The organism is Amphritea japonica ATCC BAA-1530 (genome assembly GCF_016592435.1).
GTDB lineage: Bacteria > Pseudomonadota > Gammaproteobacteria > Pseudomonadales > Balneatricaceae > Amphritea > Amphritea japonica.
Window position 1 is genome coordinate 257,870 of the sequence record NZ_AP014545.1, and the last position, 20,740, is coordinate 278,609.

22 protein-coding genes are annotated in these 20,740 nt (G+C 50.3%); 7 read left to right on the top strand and 15 right to left on the bottom strand.

All coding sequences use genetic code 11. From position 1 onward, the window contains the following. Positions 1-21: 21 nt before the first annotated feature. From AMJAP_RS01200 to AMJAP_RS01210, 3 genes are read right to left on the bottom strand one after another with little or no spacing between them, the layout of a single operon-like run. Positions 22-756, bottom strand: coding sequence for an AraC family transcriptional regulator (locus tag AMJAP_RS01200; protein WP_019621004.1), 735 nt, complete (start codon positions 754-756; stop codon positions 22-24). Positions 757-815: 59 nt separating this feature from the next. Continuing rightward, a complete protein-coding gene (gene phbB, locus AMJAP_RS01205) occupies positions 816-1,559 on the bottom strand; it encodes an acetoacetyl-CoA reductase (RefSeq protein ID WP_019621003.1) in 744 nt (247 codons plus the stop codon). 56 nt (positions 1,560-1,615) lie between these two features. Beyond that, the gene (locus tag AMJAP_RS01210; RefSeq protein ID WP_019621002.1) at positions 1,616-3,001 is read right to left on the bottom strand and encodes a malonyl-CoA decarboxylase; all 1,386 of its coding nucleotides are present in this window, start codon (positions 2,999-3,001) and stop codon (positions 1,616-1,618) included. Positions 3,002-3,183: 182 nt separating this feature from the next. Here AMJAP_RS01210 and AMJAP_RS01215 point away from each other — a divergent pair, with 182 nt between their 5' ends. The 5 genes from AMJAP_RS01215 (at position 3,184) to AMJAP_RS01235 (ending at position 8,182) form a co-directional block, all read left to right on the top strand. Continuing rightward, on the top strand, positions 3,184-3,615 hold the full coding sequence (locus AMJAP_RS01215) for a MaoC family dehydratase (protein ID WP_019621001.1): 432 nt from the start codon (positions 3,184-3,186) through the stop codon (positions 3,613-3,615). Positions 3,616-3,629: 14 nt separating this feature from the next. Beyond that, positions 3,630-4,175: a hydrolase gene (locus AMJAP_RS01220; RefSeq protein ID WP_019621000.1), complete on the top strand. Its 546-nt coding sequence runs from the start codon at positions 3,630-3,632 to the stop codon at positions 4,173-4,175. Between the two features lie 30 nt (positions 4,176-4,205). Then, positions 4,206-5,852: an acyl-CoA synthetase gene (locus AMJAP_RS01225; protein ID WP_019620999.1), complete on the top strand. Its 1,647-nt coding sequence runs from the start codon at positions 4,206-4,208 to the stop codon at positions 5,850-5,852. Between the two features lie 81 nt (positions 5,853-5,933). Next, positions 5,934-7,499: a PAS domain S-box protein gene (locus tag AMJAP_RS01230; RefSeq protein ID WP_019620998.1), complete on the top strand. Its 1,566-nt coding sequence runs from the start codon at positions 5,934-5,936 to the stop codon at positions 7,497-7,499. A gap of 56 nt (positions 7,500-7,555) precedes the next feature. Then, positions 7,556-8,182: a response regulator transcription factor gene (locus AMJAP_RS01235; RefSeq protein WP_019620997.1), complete on the top strand. Its 627-nt coding sequence runs from the start codon at positions 7,556-7,558 to the stop codon at positions 8,180-8,182. Positions 8,183-8,253: 71 nt separating this feature from the next. Here AMJAP_RS01235 and AMJAP_RS01240 read toward each other — a convergent pair whose 3' ends face one another. The 11 genes from AMJAP_RS01240 to AMJAP_RS01290 all read right to left on the bottom strand — a co-directional run bounded on the left by AMJAP_RS01240 (position 8,254) and on the right by AMJAP_RS01290 (position 16,843). Next, a complete protein-coding gene (locus AMJAP_RS01240; protein WP_019620996.1) occupies positions 8,254-9,096 on the bottom strand; it encodes a methylated-DNA--[protein]-cysteine S-methyltransferase in 843 nt (280 codons plus the stop codon). Continuing rightward, complete coding sequence (locus AMJAP_RS01245; protein ID WP_019620995.1) at positions 9,089-9,982, bottom strand: DMT family transporter; 894 nt, start codon at positions 9,980-9,982, stop codon at positions 9,089-9,091. Before AMJAP_RS01245 ends, AMJAP_RS01240 begins: the two co-directional genes overlap by 8 nt. Before the next feature lie 124 nt (positions 9,983-10,106). Continuing rightward, positions 10,107-11,246, bottom strand: a complete 1,140-nt coding sequence (gene hemW, locus AMJAP_RS01250; RefSeq protein ID WP_051088401.1) for a radical SAM family heme chaperone HemW — start codon at positions 11,244-11,246, stop codon at positions 10,107-10,109. A gap of 11 nt (positions 11,247-11,257) precedes the next feature. Beyond that, on the bottom strand, positions 11,258-11,857 hold the full coding sequence (gene rdgB, locus AMJAP_RS01255) for an RdgB/HAM1 family non-canonical purine NTP pyrophosphatase (protein WP_019620993.1): 600 nt from the start codon (positions 11,855-11,857) through the stop codon (positions 11,258-11,260). Between the two features lie 42 nt (positions 11,858-11,899). Further along, on the bottom strand, positions 11,900-12,382 hold the full coding sequence (locus AMJAP_RS01260; protein ID WP_019620992.1) for a DUF4426 domain-containing protein: 483 nt from the start codon (positions 12,380-12,382) through the stop codon (positions 11,900-11,902). A gap of 10 nt (positions 12,383-12,392) precedes the next feature. Next, positions 12,393-12,983, bottom strand: a complete 591-nt coding sequence (gene metW / locus AMJAP_RS01265; protein ID WP_019620991.1) for a methionine biosynthesis protein MetW — start codon at positions 12,981-12,983, stop codon at positions 12,393-12,395. Next, positions 12,983-14,149 (bottom strand): homoserine O-succinyltransferase MetX, encoded by a 1,167-nt coding sequence (gene metX, locus AMJAP_RS01270; RefSeq protein WP_019620990.1) that lies wholly within the window; start codon positions 14,147-14,149, stop codon positions 12,983-12,985. The genes metW and metX overlap by 1 nt, the downstream gene beginning before the upstream one ends. A gap of 140 nt (positions 14,150-14,289) precedes the next feature. Further along, positions 14,290-14,583 (bottom strand): DUF167 domain-containing protein, encoded by a 294-nt coding sequence (locus tag AMJAP_RS01275; protein ID WP_019620989.1) that lies wholly within the window; start codon positions 14,581-14,583, stop codon positions 14,290-14,292. Positions 14,584-14,589: 6 nt separating this feature from the next. Beyond that, on the bottom strand, positions 14,590-15,147 hold the full coding sequence (locus tag AMJAP_RS01280) for a YggT family protein (RefSeq protein ID WP_019620988.1): 558 nt from the start codon (positions 15,145-15,147) through the stop codon (positions 14,590-14,592). Positions 15,148-15,262: 115 nt separating this feature from the next. Further along, entirely contained in the window at positions 15,263-16,087 is an 825-nt protein-coding gene (gene proC / locus AMJAP_RS01285) for a pyrroline-5-carboxylate reductase (RefSeq protein ID WP_019620987.1), read from the bottom strand. Positions 16,088-16,144: 57 nt separating this feature from the next. Next, a complete protein-coding gene (locus AMJAP_RS01290) occupies positions 16,145-16,843 on the bottom strand; it encodes a YggS family pyridoxal phosphate-dependent enzyme (protein ID WP_019620986.1) in 699 nt (232 codons plus the stop codon). A gap of 326 nt (positions 16,844-17,169) precedes the next feature. Between AMJAP_RS01290 and AMJAP_RS01295 the strand changes: the two genes are divergently transcribed. Beyond that, complete coding sequence (locus AMJAP_RS01295; RefSeq protein ID WP_019620985.1) at positions 17,170-18,204, top strand: type IV pilus twitching motility protein PilT; 1,035 nt, start codon at positions 17,170-17,172, stop codon at positions 18,202-18,204. 15 nt (positions 18,205-18,219) lie between these two features. Then, entirely contained in the window at positions 18,220-19,386 is a 1,167-nt protein-coding gene (locus AMJAP_RS01300) for a PilT/PilU family type 4a pilus ATPase (protein WP_019620984.1), read from the top strand. A gap of 70 nt (positions 19,387-19,456) precedes the next feature. On the opposite strand, the gene AMJAP_RS01305 is transcribed toward AMJAP_RS01300, so the two are convergent. Beyond that, positions 19,457-20,740, bottom strand: a complete 1,284-nt coding sequence (locus tag AMJAP_RS01305; RefSeq protein WP_019620983.1) for a dihydroorotase — start codon at positions 20,738-20,740, stop codon at positions 19,457-19,459.

The following is a 20,740-nucleotide window of genomic DNA, read 5'->3' on the forward strand; positions in this document are numbered from 1 at the left end:
TTCTTTGTCCTGCTGGCGAAATTATTTGCCGGAACGGCGAAAGAAGCTGGGAGGAATATCAAAATGCTTACGAAACCGATCGCTGAAAGCGGCGAGACTTGTGTAACCGACAGCCTCAGCGACCTGCTGAATACTCAACTGACCTGTTTCAAGTAGCTGCCAGGCTTGCTGCATGCGTTTCTCGATTAGATATTGTTGTGGCGTCATACCCAGTTGTTTACGAAACAGTTCGCTTAACTGGCGTGGGCTAAGGCTGGCAATACCTGACAGGTATGACAGGCTTACTGGTTCACAGTAATGATTGTCCAGATAGTTGCGTGCAGTGGTAATACGCCGGTCAAGGTTTAGCGGTTCATCCTGCTGTTCATGTAATAGCTGAATTAGTAATAACAGCATTTGGCGCTGGCTACTGGCTGAGTTTTTTTGCTGTAGCTGTTGGTGAAGAAAACATACATATTGAATCAGTGCTGGAGAGAGGCTGATAAAGGCGGGTAATCGTTCCACTTCAGGGGCCAGAGCATCGGGGATATCAGCAACTACAAAGCAGTTATCATCAGACCCGGCAAAACCATGGTTTTCCCCTGCTGCGACCACGGCTGCATGTTGCGAGGTCACTTTTCCTGAGTACTGGCCAACGGTCATATCCAGTAAACCAGAAACGGGCAGCACCAGCTGATGATAGTCATGCTGGTGGCTGTTAGTTTCAGCGCTGTAACTGCGCAAATCCAGAGTAAGGTGCTTATCGGCGGATACCATAGCTGAATTGTAACAGCCTTGCCCTGGAGCTGAACTCTCTTTATTCAGAGCGTGTATATTTAACTCATATACTCGCCGCCATTCACCGAGATATTACTTCCGGTGATGTAGCCGGCGTCCTCCGCCGTTAAAAATGCCACTGCTCTGGCGATTTCTTCCGGTTGGCCCAGCCGTCCGACCGGGATGCCTGAAATGATAGATTCAAGTACATTTTCAGGTACCTGACGTACCATCGGAGTGTCAATAAAACCGGGTGATACAGCATTGACGGTGACGCCTTTACGGGCACCTTCTTTTGCTATGGCTTTGGTAAAACCATAAATTCCTGCTTTTGCCGCTGAATAGTTGGCTTGGCCGAACTGGCCCTGTTCTCCGTTCAGGGATGAGATATTTACAATCCGTCCGAATCCTCGATTACACATAGCATCAAACACGGGCTGACACATGTTATACATGGAATCCAGGTTAGTACGCAGTACGTCCTGCCACTGCTGTGGTTGCATACGTTTAAGTGGTGCGTCACGGGTGATGCCAGCATTGTTCACCAGAATGCTGATCGGCCCCAGGTCCTTTTCTACCGTGGCGATAAAACTGCAACAGTTGTCGTAGTTCGTAACATCCAATGGATAGATAGCCACCTCATAACCAGCAGCCTGCATCGATTGCTGCCAGCTTTTAGCCTCGGCATCAGTGCCTGGCAGGTAACTGCCGGCAACCTTATGGCCCTGATCGACCATCGCTTTACACATTGTTTCGCCAAGACCGCCACTGGCGCCGGTTACTACCGCTATATGTTGAGTCATTGTTATTCTCCTGAAATCTTATTTTTATCAGATTCGTTTAGTTGTGCTGTTTGTATTTAGGGCTTTAACAGGGGCTTAAGGCTCTGGGCTATAGATGCTTTCCCTTGTTGAACGTAATTCTGGCTACGGGATTCAATATCATTCAGCTGATACAGGTAGTTAACCATGATCCCGGCAGATTGCTGCAGACCTTTGGCAGATGAGTCTGCCAACCAGTTTAATTGGGCGATCTGCGCGCCGTTGCTCAGGTGGAAGTGGGCGACCGGATCCTGACTGAAATGGCCCCGGCCTTTTGCCTGGCTAAGATAGTGGCAGACTAAGCTCAGCAGTGGCTCTCGAGCCTCGCTGGGTGCCTCTTGAGTTGAAATATCTTCGTCCGTGTCACGTTGAAGCCATAGCTTACCGCCCGGTAATTTACTCAGTTCAGAGTCTTCCTGTTGCGCCAGCCAGCGGCAAAACCCCGGGATCGGTGACAGCGTTGAGAATTGCTGTAACTGGGGATATTCCTGCTGTAAACGGCCAACGACGCGTTTGATCAGGAAATTACCAAAGCTAATACCTGCCAGACCTTTTTGGGCATTGGAAATGGAATAGAAAATAGCGGTATCAGACTGTTGAATATCTTGCAAAGGAGCGGCCTCATCCAGCAACGTCTGAACGTTGTCAGCGAGCCCTTGTACTAACGCGACTTCGACAAATATCAGTGGTTCGTTAGGCATATTTGGATGAAAGAATGCAAAGCAGCGGCGATCGGAGTCGAGTCGATTCTTCAGATCATCCCAGCTCTGGATCTCGTGTACGGCTTCATAAGCGATGAGTTTTTCTAGCAGTTCAGCGCTGGATTGCCAATTGATCTCTTCCAGCTGCAGAAGGCCAATATCAAACCAGCTGATCAGTAAGCGCTTTAAGTCAGCCTCCAGTGGCGCCAGCTGTGGATAAGTTTTCTTCAACGGTAGTAGCTCGGCGCGCATGTCGACTAAAAATTTCACGCCTTCTGGCAGACTATTAAACTGGGTTAGTAGTCGTAATCTGGCAGGATCCAGAGCTTTTCGTAGCTGCTGTTCTGCTTTTACCTGCTCTACTTCAGTGGCTGCTTGCCACTGCTGGAAGCGCTGTTCTACCTGGGTATTATCAATGCCGTAGCGTTCGGCCAGCAGTAGCAAAAAGCGGCGGCGCCCGTGCTGATTCAGTCTCAGATAACTGCGCCCCAGTATGACGGCCCGGCTACGTGCGGTGACTTCATCTCCTTCCTGTAAAAGGCAGCCGTCCATCCACTGAATCAACTGCTCCAGATCGCTCTGTTCCAGTTCTGGACTTAGATTAAGCTCGGTTGTGGTCGTATTATCTGAACCGGTTCGCCAAATACGGCGCAGGTGTCCGACAGTACGTGCCAGTAACGTTGGGGTGTTATCTGATAAAGCGTTGATCGTCTGGGCGGTCATGTTTTTCTCCCGGCCTGTTATGTCGTTCTGCCGACTAGTTGTTTATTAAGCTAACAGTATATTTTCTCAAAACCAAGGGTTTTTACTTGGTTTTATAAGTAAAAACCATTACTGTTAGGTCCATGGGTCGCTTCAACGCTCGGATTTATGGGCGATAAAAGACAATTATTGAGGATATAACGATGGATGATTTACACGGTTTTTACCTTGAAGATTTACAGGTAGGGCAGACGGCAAGCTATGCAAAGACAGTGACTGAAGCAGATGTAGTGCTCTTTGCCGGCGTATCGGGAGATGATAATCCGGTGCATATCAATGCCGAGTATGCGGAACAGACAATGTTTGGCCAGAGGATCGTTCACGGGATGTTTAGTGCGGCATTGATTTCGGCTGTGCTGGGGACGCGCATGCCTGGGCCGGGCGCTATCTATATTGATCAGCAGTTGAAATTTAAAGCGCCGGTACACATTGGTGATACTGTGACAGCAACCGCTAAGGTGTTGGAAATAAATCAAGAGCGCCGTCGGGTGTTGCTGGAAACAGTATGCACGGTTAAAGGAAAGGTGGTTGCTGAAGGTGTTGCGACAAATATGGTTGACCGTCGTCCGGTCTGAACAGGAGATTTAATATGCTGATTAATAAAGAAAAAAGTGCTCTGTTGGTAATCGATGTACAGGCTAAGTTGTTGCCAGGTGTGCATAAGAGTGAAGAATTGGTGAAAAACTGTCGCTGGCTGATGGAGCTGGCTCAATTGGTGGGCGTTCCGGTATTAGGATCTGAACAGTATCCACAAGGTGTGGGTCCGACAACAGAAGAGTTAAAAGAATTATTACCTGCTGAAGACTTTATCGGTAAAACATTTTTTTCGTGTGCGGACTCTCCAGAATGCAGCGCTCGTATCGAAGCAATGGACCGGGAAGAGATTGTGATCTGCGGTATGGAAGCGCATGCCTGTGTGATGCAGAGCGCGTTGCGGTTACTGGAGCAAGGTAAAAAGGTCTATGTCGTCGTCGATGCGATCTCTGCCCGTAACCCAGTGGATACTGAGTATGCGATTGCCCGGATGCGTGATGAAGGGGTGAAAATCATTACCCGGGAGATGGTAGGTTTTGAGTGGATGATGCGCTCTGACGTGCCTGAATTCCGAGACTTCAGCATGAAGTTCTTACGTTAATCGGCATCACCTTATTAAGTAGGAGCGAGTATGGAAAACAAGAATAACAATCCGTACGAGATGGGTCTGGAGCAGAATAGTGCGAACTTTTCTGCTTTGAGCCCAATCGGGTTCATTGAACGTGCTGCCAGTGTCTATCCTGATCGTGCTGCGGTTGTTTATGGTGATCTGACTCGTAGCTGGGCAGAAACGTACCAGCGTTGTTTGCGTTTGGCATCGGCGTTGAGTCAGCGTGGTGTTGGTGTGGGAGATACTGTTGCGGCGGTACTGCCCAATATTCCTGAAATGTTAGAACTACATTTTGCTGTTCCTATGCTGGGGGCGGTACTGAATGCCCAGAACACTCGCCTGGATGCTGAAACCGTCAGCTTTATGCTGGATCACGGTGAAGCACGGGTATTGATCACCGATCGGGAGTTTTCTACGACGGTGGGATCGGCGCTAAAAAGGGTGCAACAGAAACCGTTGGTCATCGATGTTGATGATCCGCAGTTTGAGGGCGGTGATCTGCTGGGTGAACTCACCTATGAGCAGTTGTTGACTGAGGGTGATAGCGAGTTTATCTGGCAGCTGCCAGATAATGAATGGCAAGCGATCGCATTGAACTACACCTCAGGGACGACAGGTAATCCCAAAGGGGTTGTCTATCATCATCGTGGTGCTTATCTGAACGCCATGAGTAATATTCTGGGGCAAAACCTTCCTCCTCATGCTGTGTATCTCTGGACGTTGCCCATGTTTCACTGCAATGGCTGGTGTTATCCCTGGGCGGTGACCGCTGTTGCCGGTACGCATGTCTGCCTGCGCCACTTGCTGCCTGAAAAAGTATTTCAATCGATCGATCGATATGGCGTAACCCATTTTTGTGGTGCCCCGGTGGTATTGAATATGCTGTTAAATGCACCGGATGAAGTTAAACCACAGATCAACCACCCGGTGACGGTTACCACGGGAGGTGCAGCGCCTCCGGCGTCTATAATCGAAGGTATGGAGCAACTTGGAATTCAGGTTGTACACGCCTATGGTCTGACTGAAACCTATGGTCCCAGCGTGTTTTGCTCTTTTCAGGATGAGTGGTCGCTACTGCCGCTGCCTGAAAAAGCGGCCAAAATGGCGCGTCAGGGAGTACGGGCGCCAGCGATGGAGCGGTTGATGGTGGCGGATCCTACGACACTTAAGCCGGTTGCTATGGATGGTCTGGCGATGGGGGAAGTCTTTATGCGGGGTAATACCCTGATGAAAGGCTATTTAAAGAACCCATCAGCCTCGGCAGATGCCTTTGAAGGGGGGTGGTTTCATACCGGCGATCTGGCGGTCTGGCATCCGGATGGCTATATCGAAGTCAAAGATCGATCGAAAGATGTCATCATTTCCGGCGGAGAGAATATCTCTACGATCGAAGTTGAGGATATGTTGTTCCGGCATCCTGCCATTATGGAGGCCGCCGTGGTGGCACAGGCAGATGATCATTGGGGTGAAGTTCCCTGTGCGATTGTGACTCTGAAGCCGGAAGGTGAGGTCAGTGCTGCAGATATCATCAGCTTCTGTCGCGATAATATGGCGCATTTTAAATGCCCGAAGCGTGTGGTCTTTGCCGATCTGCCAAAAACTTCAACCGGCAAAGTACAGAAATATGCGCTGCGCAATATGTTGCAACAGCTGGACCTGGATGACTGAGTCTGTTTTATTGCCGGTTACAGTGTTGTTAACTGCACTGACCCGGCAGGCTTGCTATGATCGGAGGTGACAGGAATGTTAATGAGTCAGCCCCCTGGGAGCTCCGGGATGAAATCGCCTGAAAAGACGCAACAGACATCGACAGATCCAGTGCTGCAATCGGCAACGGCTGAGCGCAACCGCCTGTTGGCTGAGATGGCAGAGCAGTCTACCGATATGATCTCCCGTCATACACCGGATGACTGGCGCTTTATCTATGTCTCACCAGCCGTTACCCACCTGCTGGGCTATAGTGTTGCCGAAATCGTCGGGATGTCCGCATATGAGTTGTATCATCCGGATGATGTCGAAGATTTTAAACGCCGTTCGCCCAGTGTCAGCTATGAGCGGGGGTTATATACGCATACCTACCGTTTTCGTTGTAAAGATGGCCACTATACCTGGTTAGAAAGTACCAGCCGCTCTATCCGTGACCCGCAATCCGATGAGTTAAAAGAGATCTTAGTGGTCTCCCGGGATGTTAGTCAGCGTATTAATGCAGAGCAGGCTAATCGTCGTTTAGCCAGGGTGCTGGAACATAGTAGTGATCTGGTTGCTTTTGTCACACCGGATCATCGGGTCAGCCAGTTGAATGAAGCGGCCAGAGGTGCGTTGGGGCTCGAGGTCAGTGGCCATGATCCGCTGCAATTAAAAATGTTATTTACCCCTGAAAGTTATTCTTTGTTACAGCAGCAGGCCTTTCCCGAAGCTCATGACCAGGGGAGTTGGCGTGGTGAAGCTGAGATGTACAGCCGGATTAATCAGCAGGCAATTCCGGTAATGCTGGAGGTACTGGCGCATCGTACTCTTGATAATCGACTGGAGTACTTTTCCACGGTTGCGCGGGATATGACGGCGATAAAGCAGGCTGAAGCAAAGCAGCAGCAGTATCAGCAAGAGATTGATCATGCAGCCCGACTGATTACGATGGGTGAGATGGCGACAGGGCTGGCTCATGAGATTAATCAGCCGCTGACGGCCGTGGTGAATTATGTCCGGGGCATTCAGCGTCGTATGCAGACTGACAGGGAGTCGGTCCTGGATGATATTGAGGTGCCGTTGGAGCGGATCGGCAATACAGCGCTTCGCGCCGGTGAAATTGTGCACCGAATGATGGATTTTACCCGCAAAAGCGATCCTAAATGGGAATTGCTGGAGCTGAACCCTCTGGTGAATGATCTGATCGGCTTTTGTGCCAGCGCTGCTAAAAGGCATAATGTGGTGCTTGAGAACGGTTTGCCTGTCGATATAGCGGCCGTATACGCTGATCGAATTCAGCTTGAACAGATCCTGCTGAATTTGTTGCTTAACGGTATCGAGGCTTGCCATCGGGCAGAGCACCGGACGCCGTTGAAGGTTTGGCTTGAGGCTTCAATGGGTAAGGCTGATCAGGTTATAATCTCGGTGCTGGATCAGGGTCCAGGTTTATCGGTGGAGGATCCGGAGCAGCTATTCGAACAGTTTTTTACGACTAAGGCTGATGGATTGGGTATGGGGCTGGCGATAAGCCGCACGCTGATTGAACGGCACGGCGGACAACTGCAGGCGGAAAACAATGCAGAGGGTGGTGCGAAGTTCAGTTTTATTCTGTCGACCACAGGAGCTTAACGTCGTAACCGGGTAGAATGGCTTAATAACGTTAGTAATAGATGATAAAGAGTGACATGGTTAAGCAGACTGTATACGTAGTGGATGATGATGCGGACGTGCGGGACTCCCTTCAATGGCTGCTCGAATCGGTTGGTCTTGATGTTGCCTCATTTGAGAACGCACAGGCTTTTCTGGATAGCTTTGAGCCGGGCGCTAGCGGTTGTATTCTGATGGATGTCAGGATGCCAGGCTTGAGTGGCATCAGCGCGCAGAAAAAACTACCTGATTATCAGATCGATATCCCCTTAATTATGATTTCTGGTCACGGCAGTGTGGACATGGCGGTAACGGCCATGACTCAGGGAGCCCGAACCTTTATTGAAAAACCCTTTAACGATCAGTTGTTGCTGGATCATGTTCAACAGTCCCTGGCGCAGGATCTGGCGCAGCGGGACGGGCAGCAGAAGTTGCAGACGGTGCAACAACATTATGCGCTACTGACTAAGCGTGAACGGCAGGTGTTTGAGCAGGTCGCTCAGGGATTGGCAAACCAGGAGATTGCAGACGTATTAGGTATTAATCGTAAAACTGTCGAAGGTCACCGGGCGAACCTGATGAGTAAGATGGCTGCGCAGTCGCTGCCCGAGCTTATTCAGATGGCCATTAGTCTGGATCTGATTACAGGTTATGCCGGCCAGTAAGCTCAGATCAGCCTCCCTCATTGTAAATTGATTTTAGTAGTATTCTGAGTCGGAATAACTGGCAAATTCTGTTATTCCGATAGATTTGCCGCGCTTTCCCAGGCATGTATCGCCTGTTTTCGTTCTGCCCCCCACCGATAGTTACCGCTTACTCCGCTCTCTCTGATGACCCGGTGACAAGGGATCAAAAAACCAATGTTGTTAGCCCCCACAGCGCTGCCGATAGCTCGCTGAGCGTTAGGTGATCCGGTTGCTTTAGCCAGTTGCGAATAGGAGATAAATTGTCCCTGGTGAGTTTGTAACAAGGCTTCCCAGACTTTAATTTGAAAGTTAGTGCCCCGGAGTAACAGGTGTAGTTTGCCTGCCTGGGGTGTCGTTGGAAATATCTTCTCTATCAGCGTCATTGCACCTGGATTATCCAGAGTGGTGACCGCATTGGGCCACTGATTAAAGAGTTCTTCTAAACGTGCATTGTCATCCTGATCGAGAAAGGCCAGATAGCAAAGCCCTTTGGTGGTCCAGCCAGCCAGGGTCAAACCAAAAGGTGAGGGAGCTATACCGTAGTGTAATTCTACCCCGGCGCCGCCGTTTTTAATCTCTCCGGGTGTCATCGCTTCGCAACTGATCATCAGGTCGTGCAGCCGACCGCTGCCTGAGAGTCCTGCGTCCAATGCAGCGTCATAGGTATTAGCTGATTTTTTTAATGATTTGAGGGCATGTTCTTTCGTCAGGTATTGAAGAAAACGTTTAGGTGATATACCTGCCCAACTACTAAATAAGCGTTGCAGATGGTGCTCGCTCAGATTGACGGCAGCGGCTATATCGGCCAGCTCTGGTTGCTGCTGGGCATGGTTGCGGATATAGCGGATTGCTGACGCGACCGTTTCGTATTGTTGAAGTGATCGATCAGACATGCTCAGGGCTCCGTTTTTGCCAGAGTTTAAGGGGGCTGAATCCAGTTACTAACGCCACGCCGAACAGTATGATCAGTGCGCCAGAAACCGTATGCCAGCCGATCAATTCATCAAGAAACAGGTGTCCCCAGAGGACACCAAACAGAGGGACCATAAAGACGACAGTCAATGCGGAGGCTGCGCCAATATCGGCGATCAGCTTAAAGTAGAGCAGATAAGCGATACCGGTACATAAAACACCTAATAGTAGTACTGAGCCGATAATCTGGGGCTCGTTGCTGGTCTGGGCGGGAAAGAACGGCAACAGAGGGAGCAGCAACAAGGATCCTGCCCACATGCTGCCGTGGGCATTAGCAAAGGGTTCAACAGTGCCGGCGCCCTGAGCATAACAGGTGGCGATGCCATAGCTGAAGGCAGCGCACAGCGCTGCGGTAATGGCTATCCAGGAACCTTCTTCGACGAGCGTTGGATCAAAGCCAAGAAGAAGACCGACACCGCAGACTCCGGCTAAGAGACCGATAGATACTTTTAGGGTTATCGGCTTATTGAAGCGGATAGCGATCAGCAGTGTTCCCCAGATTGGCGCGGTAGCATTAAGAATTGATAACAGTGATGCTGATAAAGTCTGGGCAGCGTAGGCAAGCAGGAGAAAAGGGAGTGCTGAGTTAAACCAGCCCAGCATAGAATAATGTTTCCAGTGACGTCGTAGCTTGAGGCTACGCTTTAAGAAGAAAGCGACAACAAGCAGAAATAGCGCTGCCAGCAACAAGCGCAGCTCTATAAGAATAGCTGGACCAATGACCGGTGCTGCGACGCGCATAAAGAGAAATGAGCCACCCCATAGGGCGGCAAGCAGACATAGTTGTAACAAACTTTTAATATTCATATCCCATGTCCTGTTTGACTAACGGGGATAGTGTCGGTGTTTTATTCGAGCGACGCCACCCGATTCTTGCGCTGTTTGCTAATTCACTTATCTTTTTGATACAGATGACGTATCGACAGGGACGTTAATCGAGGAACTGCTCGAGCAGGTCATTGAGGAACAGGCGTCCCCGGGGAGAAGGTGCAAGGACTCTCGGATCATTTACCAGCAGACCTGCCTGGCGATTGTCGTCTAACAGTTTAGCGATGGAACTCAGTGATAATCCGGTACGTTGGCTGAAGAGGTCGCTGTTGACGCCCTCTGTCAGGCGCAGAGCGTTCATCATAAATTCAAAGGGTAATTCCTGCTGGCTGATATCCTGTTCGCCGGAAATAGGTTTCAGAGCATCCATATAGGCCTTTGGTTGGCGCTGTTTCCAGCGACGTGTAATCTGGTTTAACGCTGGCCAGGTTACTTTTTGGTGGGCTCCGGCGCCGATGCCCAGATAGTCGCCAAATTGCCAGTAATTAAGATTGTGCTGCGATCGCTTACCGGGCTGGCTGTAGGCAGAAATTTCATATTGCTGGTAACCGTTCTCGGCTAATAGCGCTTGTCCCTGCTCCTGTATGTCCCAGAGTGTTTCATCTTCAGGAAGTGTCGGTGGCCGGCTGAAAAACTCTGTGTTAGGTTCGATCGTTAACTGGTACCAGGATAGATGGCTGGGTTGAAGGTCTATCGCCTGTTGCAGATCTGACAGTGCAGTTTCCGGGGTCTGGTCAGGTAAACCGTGCATCAGATCCAGATTGAAATTATCAAAGCCGATTTCGCGCGCTTTACCGGCGGCATGTAGAGCGTCGTGACGGTTATGTATCCGTCCCAGTTGCTGCAGTCGGGCACTGTCAAAACTCTGCACGCCGATAGAGAGCCGGTTGACACCGGCTTCCCTGAACCCGGCAAAGCGTTCCTGCTCAAAGGTGCCTGGATTCGCTTCCATAGTGATCTCAGCAGAAGCCGATAGGGGGGCCAGATCAGCGATGCCCCTGAGGATCTGTTTGATTCCCTTAGCGTCAAACAGGCTGGGAGTACCGCCGCCAATAAAGATAGTTTCAATCTGGCGGCCTTGTATGCCGGGAAGCTCAGCCTCAAAATCGCGCAGCAGTGCATCGATATAACGCTGTTGTGGAATCTCACCGGTCACCGCATGGGAATTAAAGTCACAGTAAGGGCATTTGCGCACGCACCAGGGAATATGGATATACAGTGAGAGCGGCGGCAGGCTGATCATCTCAGGCTTGCTCAAAGATAAGCCGGAATCATCTTGGTCAGCTGTTGTACGGCTTGTCCCCGATGACTGAGTCTGTTTTTTTGTTCCGGTGGGAGCTGGGCGGATGCAATATCAAGTCCAGGCACGAGAAACAGCGGATCATAGCCAAAACCATTATCGCCTTGTGGCTGAGGCAGAATCTGCCCTTCCCAGGTTCCCTGACAGATCAGCGGAGTCGGGTCTTCAGCGTGTCGCATGAATACCAGAACACAGCGAAATCGTGCGCTACGGGCTTCCGGTGAAATGCCTTCCAGTAACTGTAAAAGTTTAGCGTTGTTGTCGCTGTCAGTTGCACCTGCGCCAGCAAAACGAGCGGAATAGATTCCGGGAGCGCCCTTCAGGGCATCGACTTCCAGTCCTGAATCATCTGCCAGAGAGGGTAAGCCTGTCAGTTGGCAGGCATGCCGGGCTTTGAGGATGGCATTCTCAACAAAACTCAGCCCGGTTTCTTCAGCGTCAGGGACATCGAACTCTGATTGGGGTAGCACTTCAACACCCAGGTCTCCCAATACCTGATTAAACTCTCTCAATTTGCCTTTGTTTCCGCTGGCAAGGACGATTTGACGGGACATTACGTCTCCTTAATTCGGGTGTTTCAGAAGGTAGCGATATAACTAGTCAACGTAAAAGCGCTGTTCAAAAGAGATGCTGTATGCCGGTTGATTTGGGTCAGGTTGTACCTGAAGGCTAAAGCGCAGAACCTGGTCGTCGGTAAAGCCAAAGTCACCTATATAGTAAAGCGCATTGGTTTCATCAATTTTCTGGAAACTTAGTTCCTGCTTCTGCGCGATCAGGTTGACCACCTCACCTTTAACCACGGCGGAAACCGGTTTAGTACTGCCATCGGCCTGCTTTTGTAGCACTGAGATATTCAGTAACGCTTTGGTTTTACTGCGGGTAATACCATAGGACTGGGCTACATCAGGTTGTATGAAGCTGCTATTGAAGGCGTTGTAGTGAATCATATAATCGCCGTGAGATACCATCTGTTCGGCGCTGGCCAGACTGCTGAGCGTTGAAACCAAGAGGCCGGTAACCAAGGCCAGTGTAGTACAAACCCTTTTAGTAAAGCGTTTTCCTAAGATTGCTGCTTTCATAGTGTTCTCCCTATCGGGTGATTCGGTAGATTGCGACTTCGCCCAACATATTGGGCCACAACCGGATCGACCAGTGATGCTTATGTTCATTGTCCACAACCGTGCGTTCAAGGATATGAATATTGCGCTCAACGCACAGCTGCTCAAAATCTTTAAATGTGCAGAAGTGGATATTCGGTGTGTTATACCAAGTATAGGGCAGGAATTTAGATACCGGCATTCTGCCCCGAAAAGCAAGGTAACCCCGTGCACGCCAATGGCCAAAGTTTGGGAAAGTGACGATGCACTCTTTTCCAATCCGCAACATCTCGTCAACGATCTGGTCCGGGTGATACATTACCTGGAGCGCCTGAGTCATGATGACGGTGTCGAAACTACTGTCCTGAATGCTGGCCAGCCCCTCATCGATGTTTTTCTCGACCACATTGATACCTTTCTCAATGCAGGTCGTAATGTTGTCGTGATCAAATTCGACGCCGTAACCGGTGATATTTTTTTCCTGCTGTAGGTACGATAACAGCTCTCCGTCACCGCACCCCAGATCCAGTACTTTGCTATTGGGAGCTACCCAGTCCTGAATAATGTCCAGATCCGCGCGCATCAGTTATTCTCCTTGTCCGTCTGTGGGATATCGGCTATGACCTGTTTCATATAGGCGGAGAAAATATCCATATAGCGGGGATTGGGTATCAGGAATGCGTCATGGCCATTGTGGGAATCGATTTCTGCATAACTGACCCGCTTTTCAGCCGTCACTAGCGCATCAACAATCTCCCGTGAACGTTCCGGTGAAAAGCGCCAGTCGGTAGTAAAGGAGATCACCATAAACTTGCACAGGACGTTGCGCACGGCAGCTGAGAGACTGTGATCCGCGTCGGCTGCGGGATCAAAGTAATCCAGAGCCTTAGTCATTAACAAGTAGGTGTTGGCATCGAAGGCTTTGGAGAACTGCTCTCCCTGGTAACGCAGGTACGATTCAATCTCAAACTGTGGATTAAAATCGTAACTGATTTTCCCCTCCCGCAACTCGCGGCCGAACTTTTCGCGCATGCCATCATCGGAAAGGTAGGTGATATGCCCTAGCATACGCGCCAGCATCAGGCCGGTTTTGGGCACATTACCATTCTCGTAGAAGTGACCATTATTAAAATCAGGGTCCCGGGAAATAGCTTGTCGGGCGACTTCGTTAAACGCAATGTTCTGAGCACTGAGTTTTGGTGCGGCGGCGATAATCATGCAGTGCCGTAACCGTTGAGGATAGTCGATTGCCCATTGCAGTGCCTGCATACCGCCCAGGCTACCACCCACGATAGCCGCCCATTGTTGGATACCATAATGATCGGCGAGACGAGCCTGACTTTCTACCCAGTCGGCGACCGTCATGATGGGGAAATCCGGGCCAAAAGGCTTAGCGGTTTTGGGGTTAGTGCTTTGAGGTCCGGTGGAACCGTGACAGCCACCGAGGTTATTCAGTCCGATAACAAATAACTTGTCAGTATCGATCGGTTTTCCTGGCCCGATAGCGGAATCCCACCAACCGGGCTTTTTATCTTCGGCTGAATGGTAGCCGGCCAGGTGGTGGTTGCCTGATAGGGCATGACAGACCAGGACCGCATTGGAGGCATCTGCATTCAGGGTGCCATAGGTTTCAATGATCAGATCGTAGTTGTCTAACTGACGACCACAGGCCAGCGCCAGGGGCTGGTCAAAATGGATAGTCTGCGGTGTGACGATACCGACAGAATCTTCAGGAATGGATTGAGGCATAATTCTCACTTAACGCTGATAACTCGAAAAAGGTGTTGCTGAAATACCCGGTCGAGCTTCACATTTCGTACAGCAGCGCCTGGCTATCTATTATCAGATAACCAGCAGGGCGGTAGTCATGTTGAAATCTCAGTATCACTTCAGTTTTGCTCAATCGTTAATTGTTCAGGGATTTTTTTCGGACTTTCAATCCGTACCCGTTTCTGCCGACCCAGTTCACCGCTGAGTATGCTGACAGCACTTTTGGCCACGCCAAACTGCTTTGCCAGAAATTTTACCAGATGGGCATTAGCTTTGCCCTCTATCGGCGGCGCGGTGATGCGAATTTTAACACTCTCTGCATGTAACCCTACAATAGCGTCGCTGCTTGCTTTAGGTTGCAGGTGGCAATTGAGAATAAGGTTATCATTTTGCCAGCGATAAAACTCACCCATGTAGTATCAAAAAAGCAGCTGCCTGAGCTGGCCCAGTTGAGATAAAGCGAACTGGATTATGATGAAGATCAGAATAGGTGAAAGATCTAATCCGCCTAAGGATGGAATAACTTTGCGAGCCAGGCCAAAGACCGGTTCGGTGAGTTGGGTAATTAGCTGTGGTCCGGGGTGGTAACTTCCCGGTGCCACCCAGCTGATAATCACTGAGCCGATTACTGCATAGAAATAAATATTCAGCACCGTTTCCAGTACCGATATGCCCGAAAGCATTAAGACAGGAACGAGGCTACCCCCTATGCTCAGGCCTTTAACAACAAGAATCAGTGACCAGGCTGCAAGATTGACCAGAAAGGCCAGCACCAGAGGCGACAGGTCGATATTACCCGGGCGGGGAATCACACGCTGCAGAGGAGCCAGTGGCAATGCTGTGATCTTCACAACAGCCTGCGCAATGGGATTGTAGTAGTCAGCTTTAGCTAGCTGCAGCAAAAAACGCAGCACGACAATAAACACATAAAACTGTGCGAACAGCTGGATTATTGAACTGATAGGATCCTGTCCCATTATTTCTGTACCTGTTAGCGGTTTCTAGAGGTCGGTTTAACTTTGAGTATAGAGCCTTTCCCTTCGACTATGAACCTGAGAAAGGCTTTTTATATCATCTGTTTAATTGACCGCTTTATTTTCCGAGTTCTGCTGCCAGTGCCTCAGCGCGGTCGCTGCAGGCCTGCATGCCGTTGGCGATAATCTCAGGCAGCCCCTGATCAATAAAGGTCAGTATCGCTTGCTCGGTGGTACCCTTAGGGGACGTTACCCTGCGCCGTAGTTCCGCCGGATCTGCATCACTCTGTCGAGCGATATCTGCGGCCCCAAGCGCTGTTTGAATCGTCAGCTGTTCAGCGACCTCACGGCTGAGCCCCAGCCTTTCGCCAGCAGCAACCATCGCCTCCATCATCAGAAAATAGTAAGCAGGACCGCTACCGGAAACTGCCGTCACAGCGTTTAGCTGGGATTCGGTTTCCACCCAGAGAGCGATACCGGTGGCCTGCATTATCTGCTCAGTCTGGCTGCGCTGTGATTCGTTTACCTGTGGGTTGGCATAAAGACCACTGGCGCCTTGTTTCACCAGCGCAGGGGTGTTTGGCATACAGCGAACGACAGCAAGATTACCACCCAGCCACTCTTCCATGCTGTTGCACATAATGCCTGCAGCGACAGAAATAACCAGGGGTTGGTGCTGCTGAACCGCTGCTGCCATCTCAGTTGCGACCGCTTTCAATATCTGAGGTTTAACCGCCAGAATGACGATATCGGCCGCGGCTACGGCAGCGTTGTTATCGGTTGTGGTATGCATACCTTGCTGTTTAAGATCATCCAACTTTTCTAACTGAGTACCGGTGGCCCAGATTTTATCAGCGGGGTATTGGTTGCTGATGAGTCCGCCGATAATTGCGCGAGACATATTGCCCGCTCCGATAAATGCCAGTGTAGGTTGTGTGCTCACGTGTTATTCCTGATCATAAAGGGCTGATGTAGTAGCTTACTGGATATTGACTGGATCTTACTGACTATAATCACGGGGACCAAACAGCGCTGTCCCGATACGTACAATCGTTGCGCCTTCCCTGATGGCTGCTGCCATATCGCCTGACATACCCATGGACAGGGTGTCTAATGGTTGATTGGGCAGTTGCTTTTGTAATTGTTTCAGCAGTTCAGATAGCTGGGAAAACGGCTGCCGCTGTAAGTCCGGATCATCGTTGCTGGCGGGAATGGCCATCAGACCGCGCAGTTGAATATTATCCAGTGATGCAATTTGCTCGGCTAACTGGGGCAGCTCTTCTGGCAGGATGCCTGATTTGCTTTCTTCGCGACTGATGTTGACCTGTAAGCAAATGTTTAAAGGTTCCATGCTATCCGGACGCTGATCGCTGAGGCGCTGAGCGACCTTAAAGCGTTCCACGCTATGAACCCAGCTGAAATTCTCAGCAATCGGCCTGGTCTTATTCGATTGTGTTGGTCCGATAAAGTGCCAGCAGATCTCCAGATCGGATAATGCCTCGATTTTGTCTAACGCTTCCTGCAGATAGTTTTCACCAAAATCACGTTGTCCTTCATCCCATGCCTGACGGAGTTCATCGGCATGGCGGGTTTTACTCACGGCGAGAAGCTCAACGCTAGCCGTCGGACGGCTCGCTGCTTGTGTGATAGCAGAGATCTGTGAGCGTATCAGGTGGAGGTTATTTGCTATGGTTGTCATATAGTTATAACTAGCGATTGGCTAAGGTGGGGGATTCTGATAAAACTGATATATACTCAAATCCATCTGGATTCTGTCGCTATAATAACAGAGATTATTTACTAACCTGCGAATATTTCCAGTCAGGTTATCGGTTTTCGATGTGGTTTTGATCCTTTTAATGGATGAAATATACCGAAAGCTGCCCAAAATAGGAGCAGAGCCCTTTATATACCGGGTTACAGCTTTTATGATGGATAGTGCTCGTGCGCCTTTAGCGTTGAGGTTTGGCGCTTACAGTTAATCAATGGAGCCTGATTGCCGGTTCCTTATACACCTGAGAAGCCATGGATATTACAGAACTCTTATCGTTTACCGTTCAGCAGGGAGCATCTGACCTTCATATTACCGCCGGTATGCCACCGGTCATACGTGTGGATGGTGAAGTGAAGCGTATTAAGCTGCCCTCTCTGGAGCATAAGCAGGTACATACGCTGATCTACGATATTATGAATGACCGGCAGCGTAAGGATTATGAGGAACGGTTTGAAACCGATTTCTCTTTTGAAGTACCCGGTTTAGCACGATTTCGTGTTAACGCATTCAACCAGAACCGTGGTGCAGCGGCGGTATTCCGTACTATCCCAAGTAAAGTGCTGACTATGGATGATCTGGGTATGGGGCAGGTGTTCCGTAACCTGTCTGATAACCCACGGGGGCTGGTGTTGGTAACCGGACCAACCGGTTCAGGTAAGAGTACCACCCTGGCCGCGATGGTCGATTATGTGAATGAAACCCGCAACGATCATATACTGACTATCGAAGACCCGATTGAATTTGTTCACGAAAGTAAGAAATGTCTGATTAACCAGCGAGAGGTTCACCGGGACACTCTGGGCTTTGAAGAAGCCCTGCGCTCCGCCCTGCGTGAGGATCCCGATGTTATTCTGGTGGGTGAGATGCGAGATCTGGAAACTATCCGCTTAGCGCTGACCGCCGCAGAAACCGGGCACCTGGTTTTTGGCACACTGCATACGACCTCGGCCGCTAAAACGATTGACCGTATCATTGATGTGTTTCCCGCCGCGGAAAAGTCGATGGTTCGTTCGATGCTGTCAGAGTCTTTACAAGGTGTTATTTCTCAGACGTTGTTGAAAAAGCCTAAAGGCGGTCGAATTGCAGCGCATGAGATTATGGTTGGTACTCCGGCTATCCGAAACCTGATTCGTGAGGATAAGGTTGCGCAGATGTATTCAGCGATTCAGACCGGTGCGGGCTTTGGTATGATTACTCTGGATCAATCGCTGACGGATCTGATGCAGAAAGGCCTGATTACCCGTGATACTGCGCGTGGTAAAGCGTTGAATCCAAAGAATTTCTAATAGGGAGCGTTTATTGTGGATATTACTCAACTGCTCAAGGTTATGACTGACCGTGACGCTTCCGATCTATTTATTACCGCCGGTGCCAGGCCCAGTATTAAGATTGATGGCACGATTAAACCGTTGACCAAAGAGTCGCTGAAACCCGCACAGGCCCGATCGCTGACTTACAGCACGATGAATGATAAGCAGTTGTCGGAATTTGAGGGAACCCGGGAGTGTAACTTTGCCATCAGTGCCCAGGGCATTGGTCGATTCCGGGTGAGTGCTTTTTTCCAGCGCAACTCCCCTGGTATGGTACTACGCCGAATCAATACCTATATCCCTAGTCTGGAAGAGCTAAACCTGCCGCCGGTGCTGAAAGATCTGGCGATGACTAAACGGGGCTTGATTCTGTTTGTGGGTGGTACCAGTACGGGTAAATCGACCTCTTTGGCATCGATGATCGATTATCGGAATACGAATTCAGCCGGGCACATCATCACCATTGAGGATCCGATTGAGTATATCCACGAGCATAAACAGAGTGTCATAACTCAGCGGGAAGTAGGTCTGGATACCGAATCCTTTGAGATTGCACTTAAAAATACCCTGCGTCAGGCACCTGATGTGATTCTGATGGGTGAGATTCGTACCGCGGACACGATGGGATACGGTCTGACTTTCGCTGAAACGGGGCATCTGTGTATGGCGACCCTGCACGCGAATAACGCTAACCAGGCGCTTGATCGAATTATCAGTTTCTTTCCGCCTGAGCATCATGCGCAGATCTGGATGGATCTGTCGCTTAACCTGAAGGCGATTGTCGCACAGCAATTGCTGCCAACCAAAGACGGTAAAGGGCGCCGGGCAGTGGTGGAAGTGCTGATCAATACGCCATTGATGCAGGACCTGATTCGTAAGGGTGAGGTGCACGAGCTGAAAGAGGTGATCAAGAAATCCACTAACCTGGGAATGCAGACCTTTGATCAGGCCCTTTACAACGAATATAAGGAAGGCAACATCAATTACGATGTGGCGATCGCGCACGCGGATTCACCTAATGATCTGCGTCTGATGATAAAACTGAATGCTGATACTAACCCTGATATTGAAGGGGGTGATGATGATACCGGGTTCTTCCTCCAGGATGACGCGGACTTCCTGCAAAATGAAGGCACAGTGGATGTAAAAGGGATGTAACTCTCTCAGATACAAAAACGGCGCTGCGAGTCTGTAAGACTGGCAGCGCCGTTTTTTTTGCTCAGAAGATTTAGTGGTGTTGGAACACCAGCTGGCCTTCTAACAGGGTAAAGCGTACCTGACCTGTCAGTGGATAGTTAATGAATGGGGTGTTACTGCCCGCGGAGCGGTGGTTTTCCTCAGTAAGACTCCATGACTGCTCAGGATCGAAAATGCAGATATCAGCAAGGCTGCCGGGAGTCAGGGTGCCTAAATCCAAACCCAGCACCTGAGCGGGGCCTGAGGTTAGCTTCTCGATCATCTGGGGCAGAGTAATAAGTTCTTGCTGCACCAACATCAGCGACAATGAGAGCAGCGTCTCGAGACCCGTCATCCCCGGTTCAGTGGCGGCGAAGGGTGCTTGTTTAGCTGCAAGTTCATGGGGCTGGTGATCGGAACAGATCGCCTGAAAGCCATCGGTCAGTAACGCCTGGCGCAGGCCGGCCCGATCCAGCTGGCTACGCAACGGTGGAATCAGGTGGAAATTAGGATCAAACCCGCTGACGTTCTCATCAGTAAGCAGAAGGTTCTGGATTGCGATATCCGCGGTTACCTGCAACCCTCTTGCGCGAGCATCTATAACCATTTTCACCGAGCGTTCGCAGGAGAGCTGGCCAAAGTGGGCTTTGACGCCGGTCTGCTCGATTAATAGCAAGCAGCGGGCAACTTCAATCGTTTCGGCGCTTTCAGGAATGCCACTCAGGCCCAATCGGGTACAAGTGGTGTCGTCATGCATAGTACCACCTGCAGCCAGCTCGGCATCCTGAGGCTGGAATATAACCAGTAGCTCATGGGTTGCGGCGTACTCAAGGCAGCGTGCCAGTGTTAAGGCACTGCGAATAGGTTCCCGGACATTAGTAAAACCAATGCAGCCGGCTTTGCTGAGGGCGTACATCGGACTAAGTTGTTCGCCTTTCAGTCCCTGGGTCAGCGCTCCCATGGGTAGAACCCGGGCATTACCGGCCTGCTTTGCCAGATCTTCAATTAGATCGATAACGGCGGTGTTATCGGCAATAGGCTGGGTAATGGGGGGCATGCAGAGGGTCGTGATTCCACCGGCGGCAGCAGCAGCTGTCTCGCTGGCAATATTACCTTTTCGGGTGTACCCCGGCTCTCGCAGATGGGCGCACAGATCGATCAGGCCAGGACTGACGATCAGATTAGTCGCATCGATTTCCTGATCGGCACTAAAGCCATCCGGCGCCTGGCCGATGGCGGTGATCTTACCCGCACTGATAAAAAGGTCGGTAATAGTATCCAGTTTGTTAGCAGGGTCGATGACGCGGCCGTTTCGGATTGCAATATTTGTTGTCAT

Coding starts and splice junctions, on each gene's coding strand:
- AMJAP_RS01200 (WP_019621004.1), bottom strand. CDS start 756: ATGGTATCCGCCGATAAGCACCTTACTCTGGATTTGCGCAGTTACAGC.
- phbB (WP_019621003.1), bottom strand. CDS start 1,559: ATGACTCAACATATAGCGGTAGTAACCGGCGCCAGTGGCGGTCTTGGC.
- AMJAP_RS01210 (WP_019621002.1), bottom strand. CDS start 3,001: ATGACCGCCCAGACGATCAACGCTTTATCAGATAACACCCCAACGTTA.
- AMJAP_RS01215 (WP_019621001.1), top strand. CDS start 3,184: ATGGATGATTTACACGGTTTTTACCTTGAAGATTTACAGGTAGGGCAG.
- AMJAP_RS01220 (WP_019621000.1), top strand. CDS start 3,630: ATGCTGATTAATAAAGAAAAAAGTGCTCTGTTGGTAATCGATGTACAG.
- AMJAP_RS01225 (WP_019620999.1), top strand. CDS start 4,206: ATGGAAAACAAGAATAACAATCCGTACGAGATGGGTCTGGAGCAGAAT.
- AMJAP_RS01230 (WP_019620998.1), top strand. CDS start 5,934: ATGAGTCAGCCCCCTGGGAGCTCCGGGATGAAATCGCCTGAAAAGACG.
- AMJAP_RS01235 (WP_019620997.1), top strand. CDS start 7,556: ATGGTTAAGCAGACTGTATACGTAGTGGATGATGATGCGGACGTGCGG.
- AMJAP_RS01240 (WP_019620996.1), bottom strand. CDS start 9,096: ATGTCTGATCGATCACTTCAACAATACGAAACGGTCGCGTCAGCAATC.
- AMJAP_RS01245 (WP_019620995.1), bottom strand. CDS start 9,982: ATGAATATTAAAAGTTTGTTACAACTATGTCTGCTTGCCGCCCTATGG.
- hemW (WP_051088401.1), bottom strand. CDS start 11,246: ATGATCAGCCTGCCGCCGCTCTCACTGTATATCCATATTCCCTGGTGC.
- rdgB (WP_019620993.1), bottom strand. CDS start 11,857: ATGTCCCGTCAAATCGTCCTTGCCAGCGGAAACAAAGGCAAATTGAGA.
- AMJAP_RS01260 (WP_019620992.1), bottom strand. CDS start 12,382: ATGAAAGCAGCAATCTTAGGAAAACGCTTTACTAAAAGGGTTTGTACT.
- metW (WP_019620991.1), bottom strand. CDS start 12,983: ATGCGCGCGGATCTGGACATTATTCAGGACTGGGTAGCTCCCAATAGC.
- metX (WP_019620990.1), bottom strand. CDS start 14,149: ATGCCTCAATCCATTCCTGAAGATTCTGTCGGTATCGTCACACCGCAG.
- AMJAP_RS01275 (WP_019620989.1), bottom strand. CDS start 14,583: ATGGGTGAGTTTTATCGCTGGCAAAATGATAACCTTATTCTCAATTGC.
- AMJAP_RS01280 (WP_019620988.1), bottom strand. CDS start 15,147: ATGGGACAGGATCCTATCAGTTCAATAATCCAGCTGTTCGCACAGTTT.
- AMJAP_RS01290 (WP_019620986.1), bottom strand. CDS start 16,843: ATGACAACCATAGCAAATAACCTCCACCTGATACGCTCACAGATCTCT.
- AMJAP_RS01295 (WP_019620985.1), top strand. CDS start 17,170: ATGGATATTACAGAACTCTTATCGTTTACCGTTCAGCAGGGAGCATCT.
- AMJAP_RS01305 (WP_019620983.1), bottom strand. CDS start 20,740: ATGACAACAAATATTGCAATCCGAAACGGCCGCGTCATCGACCCTGCT.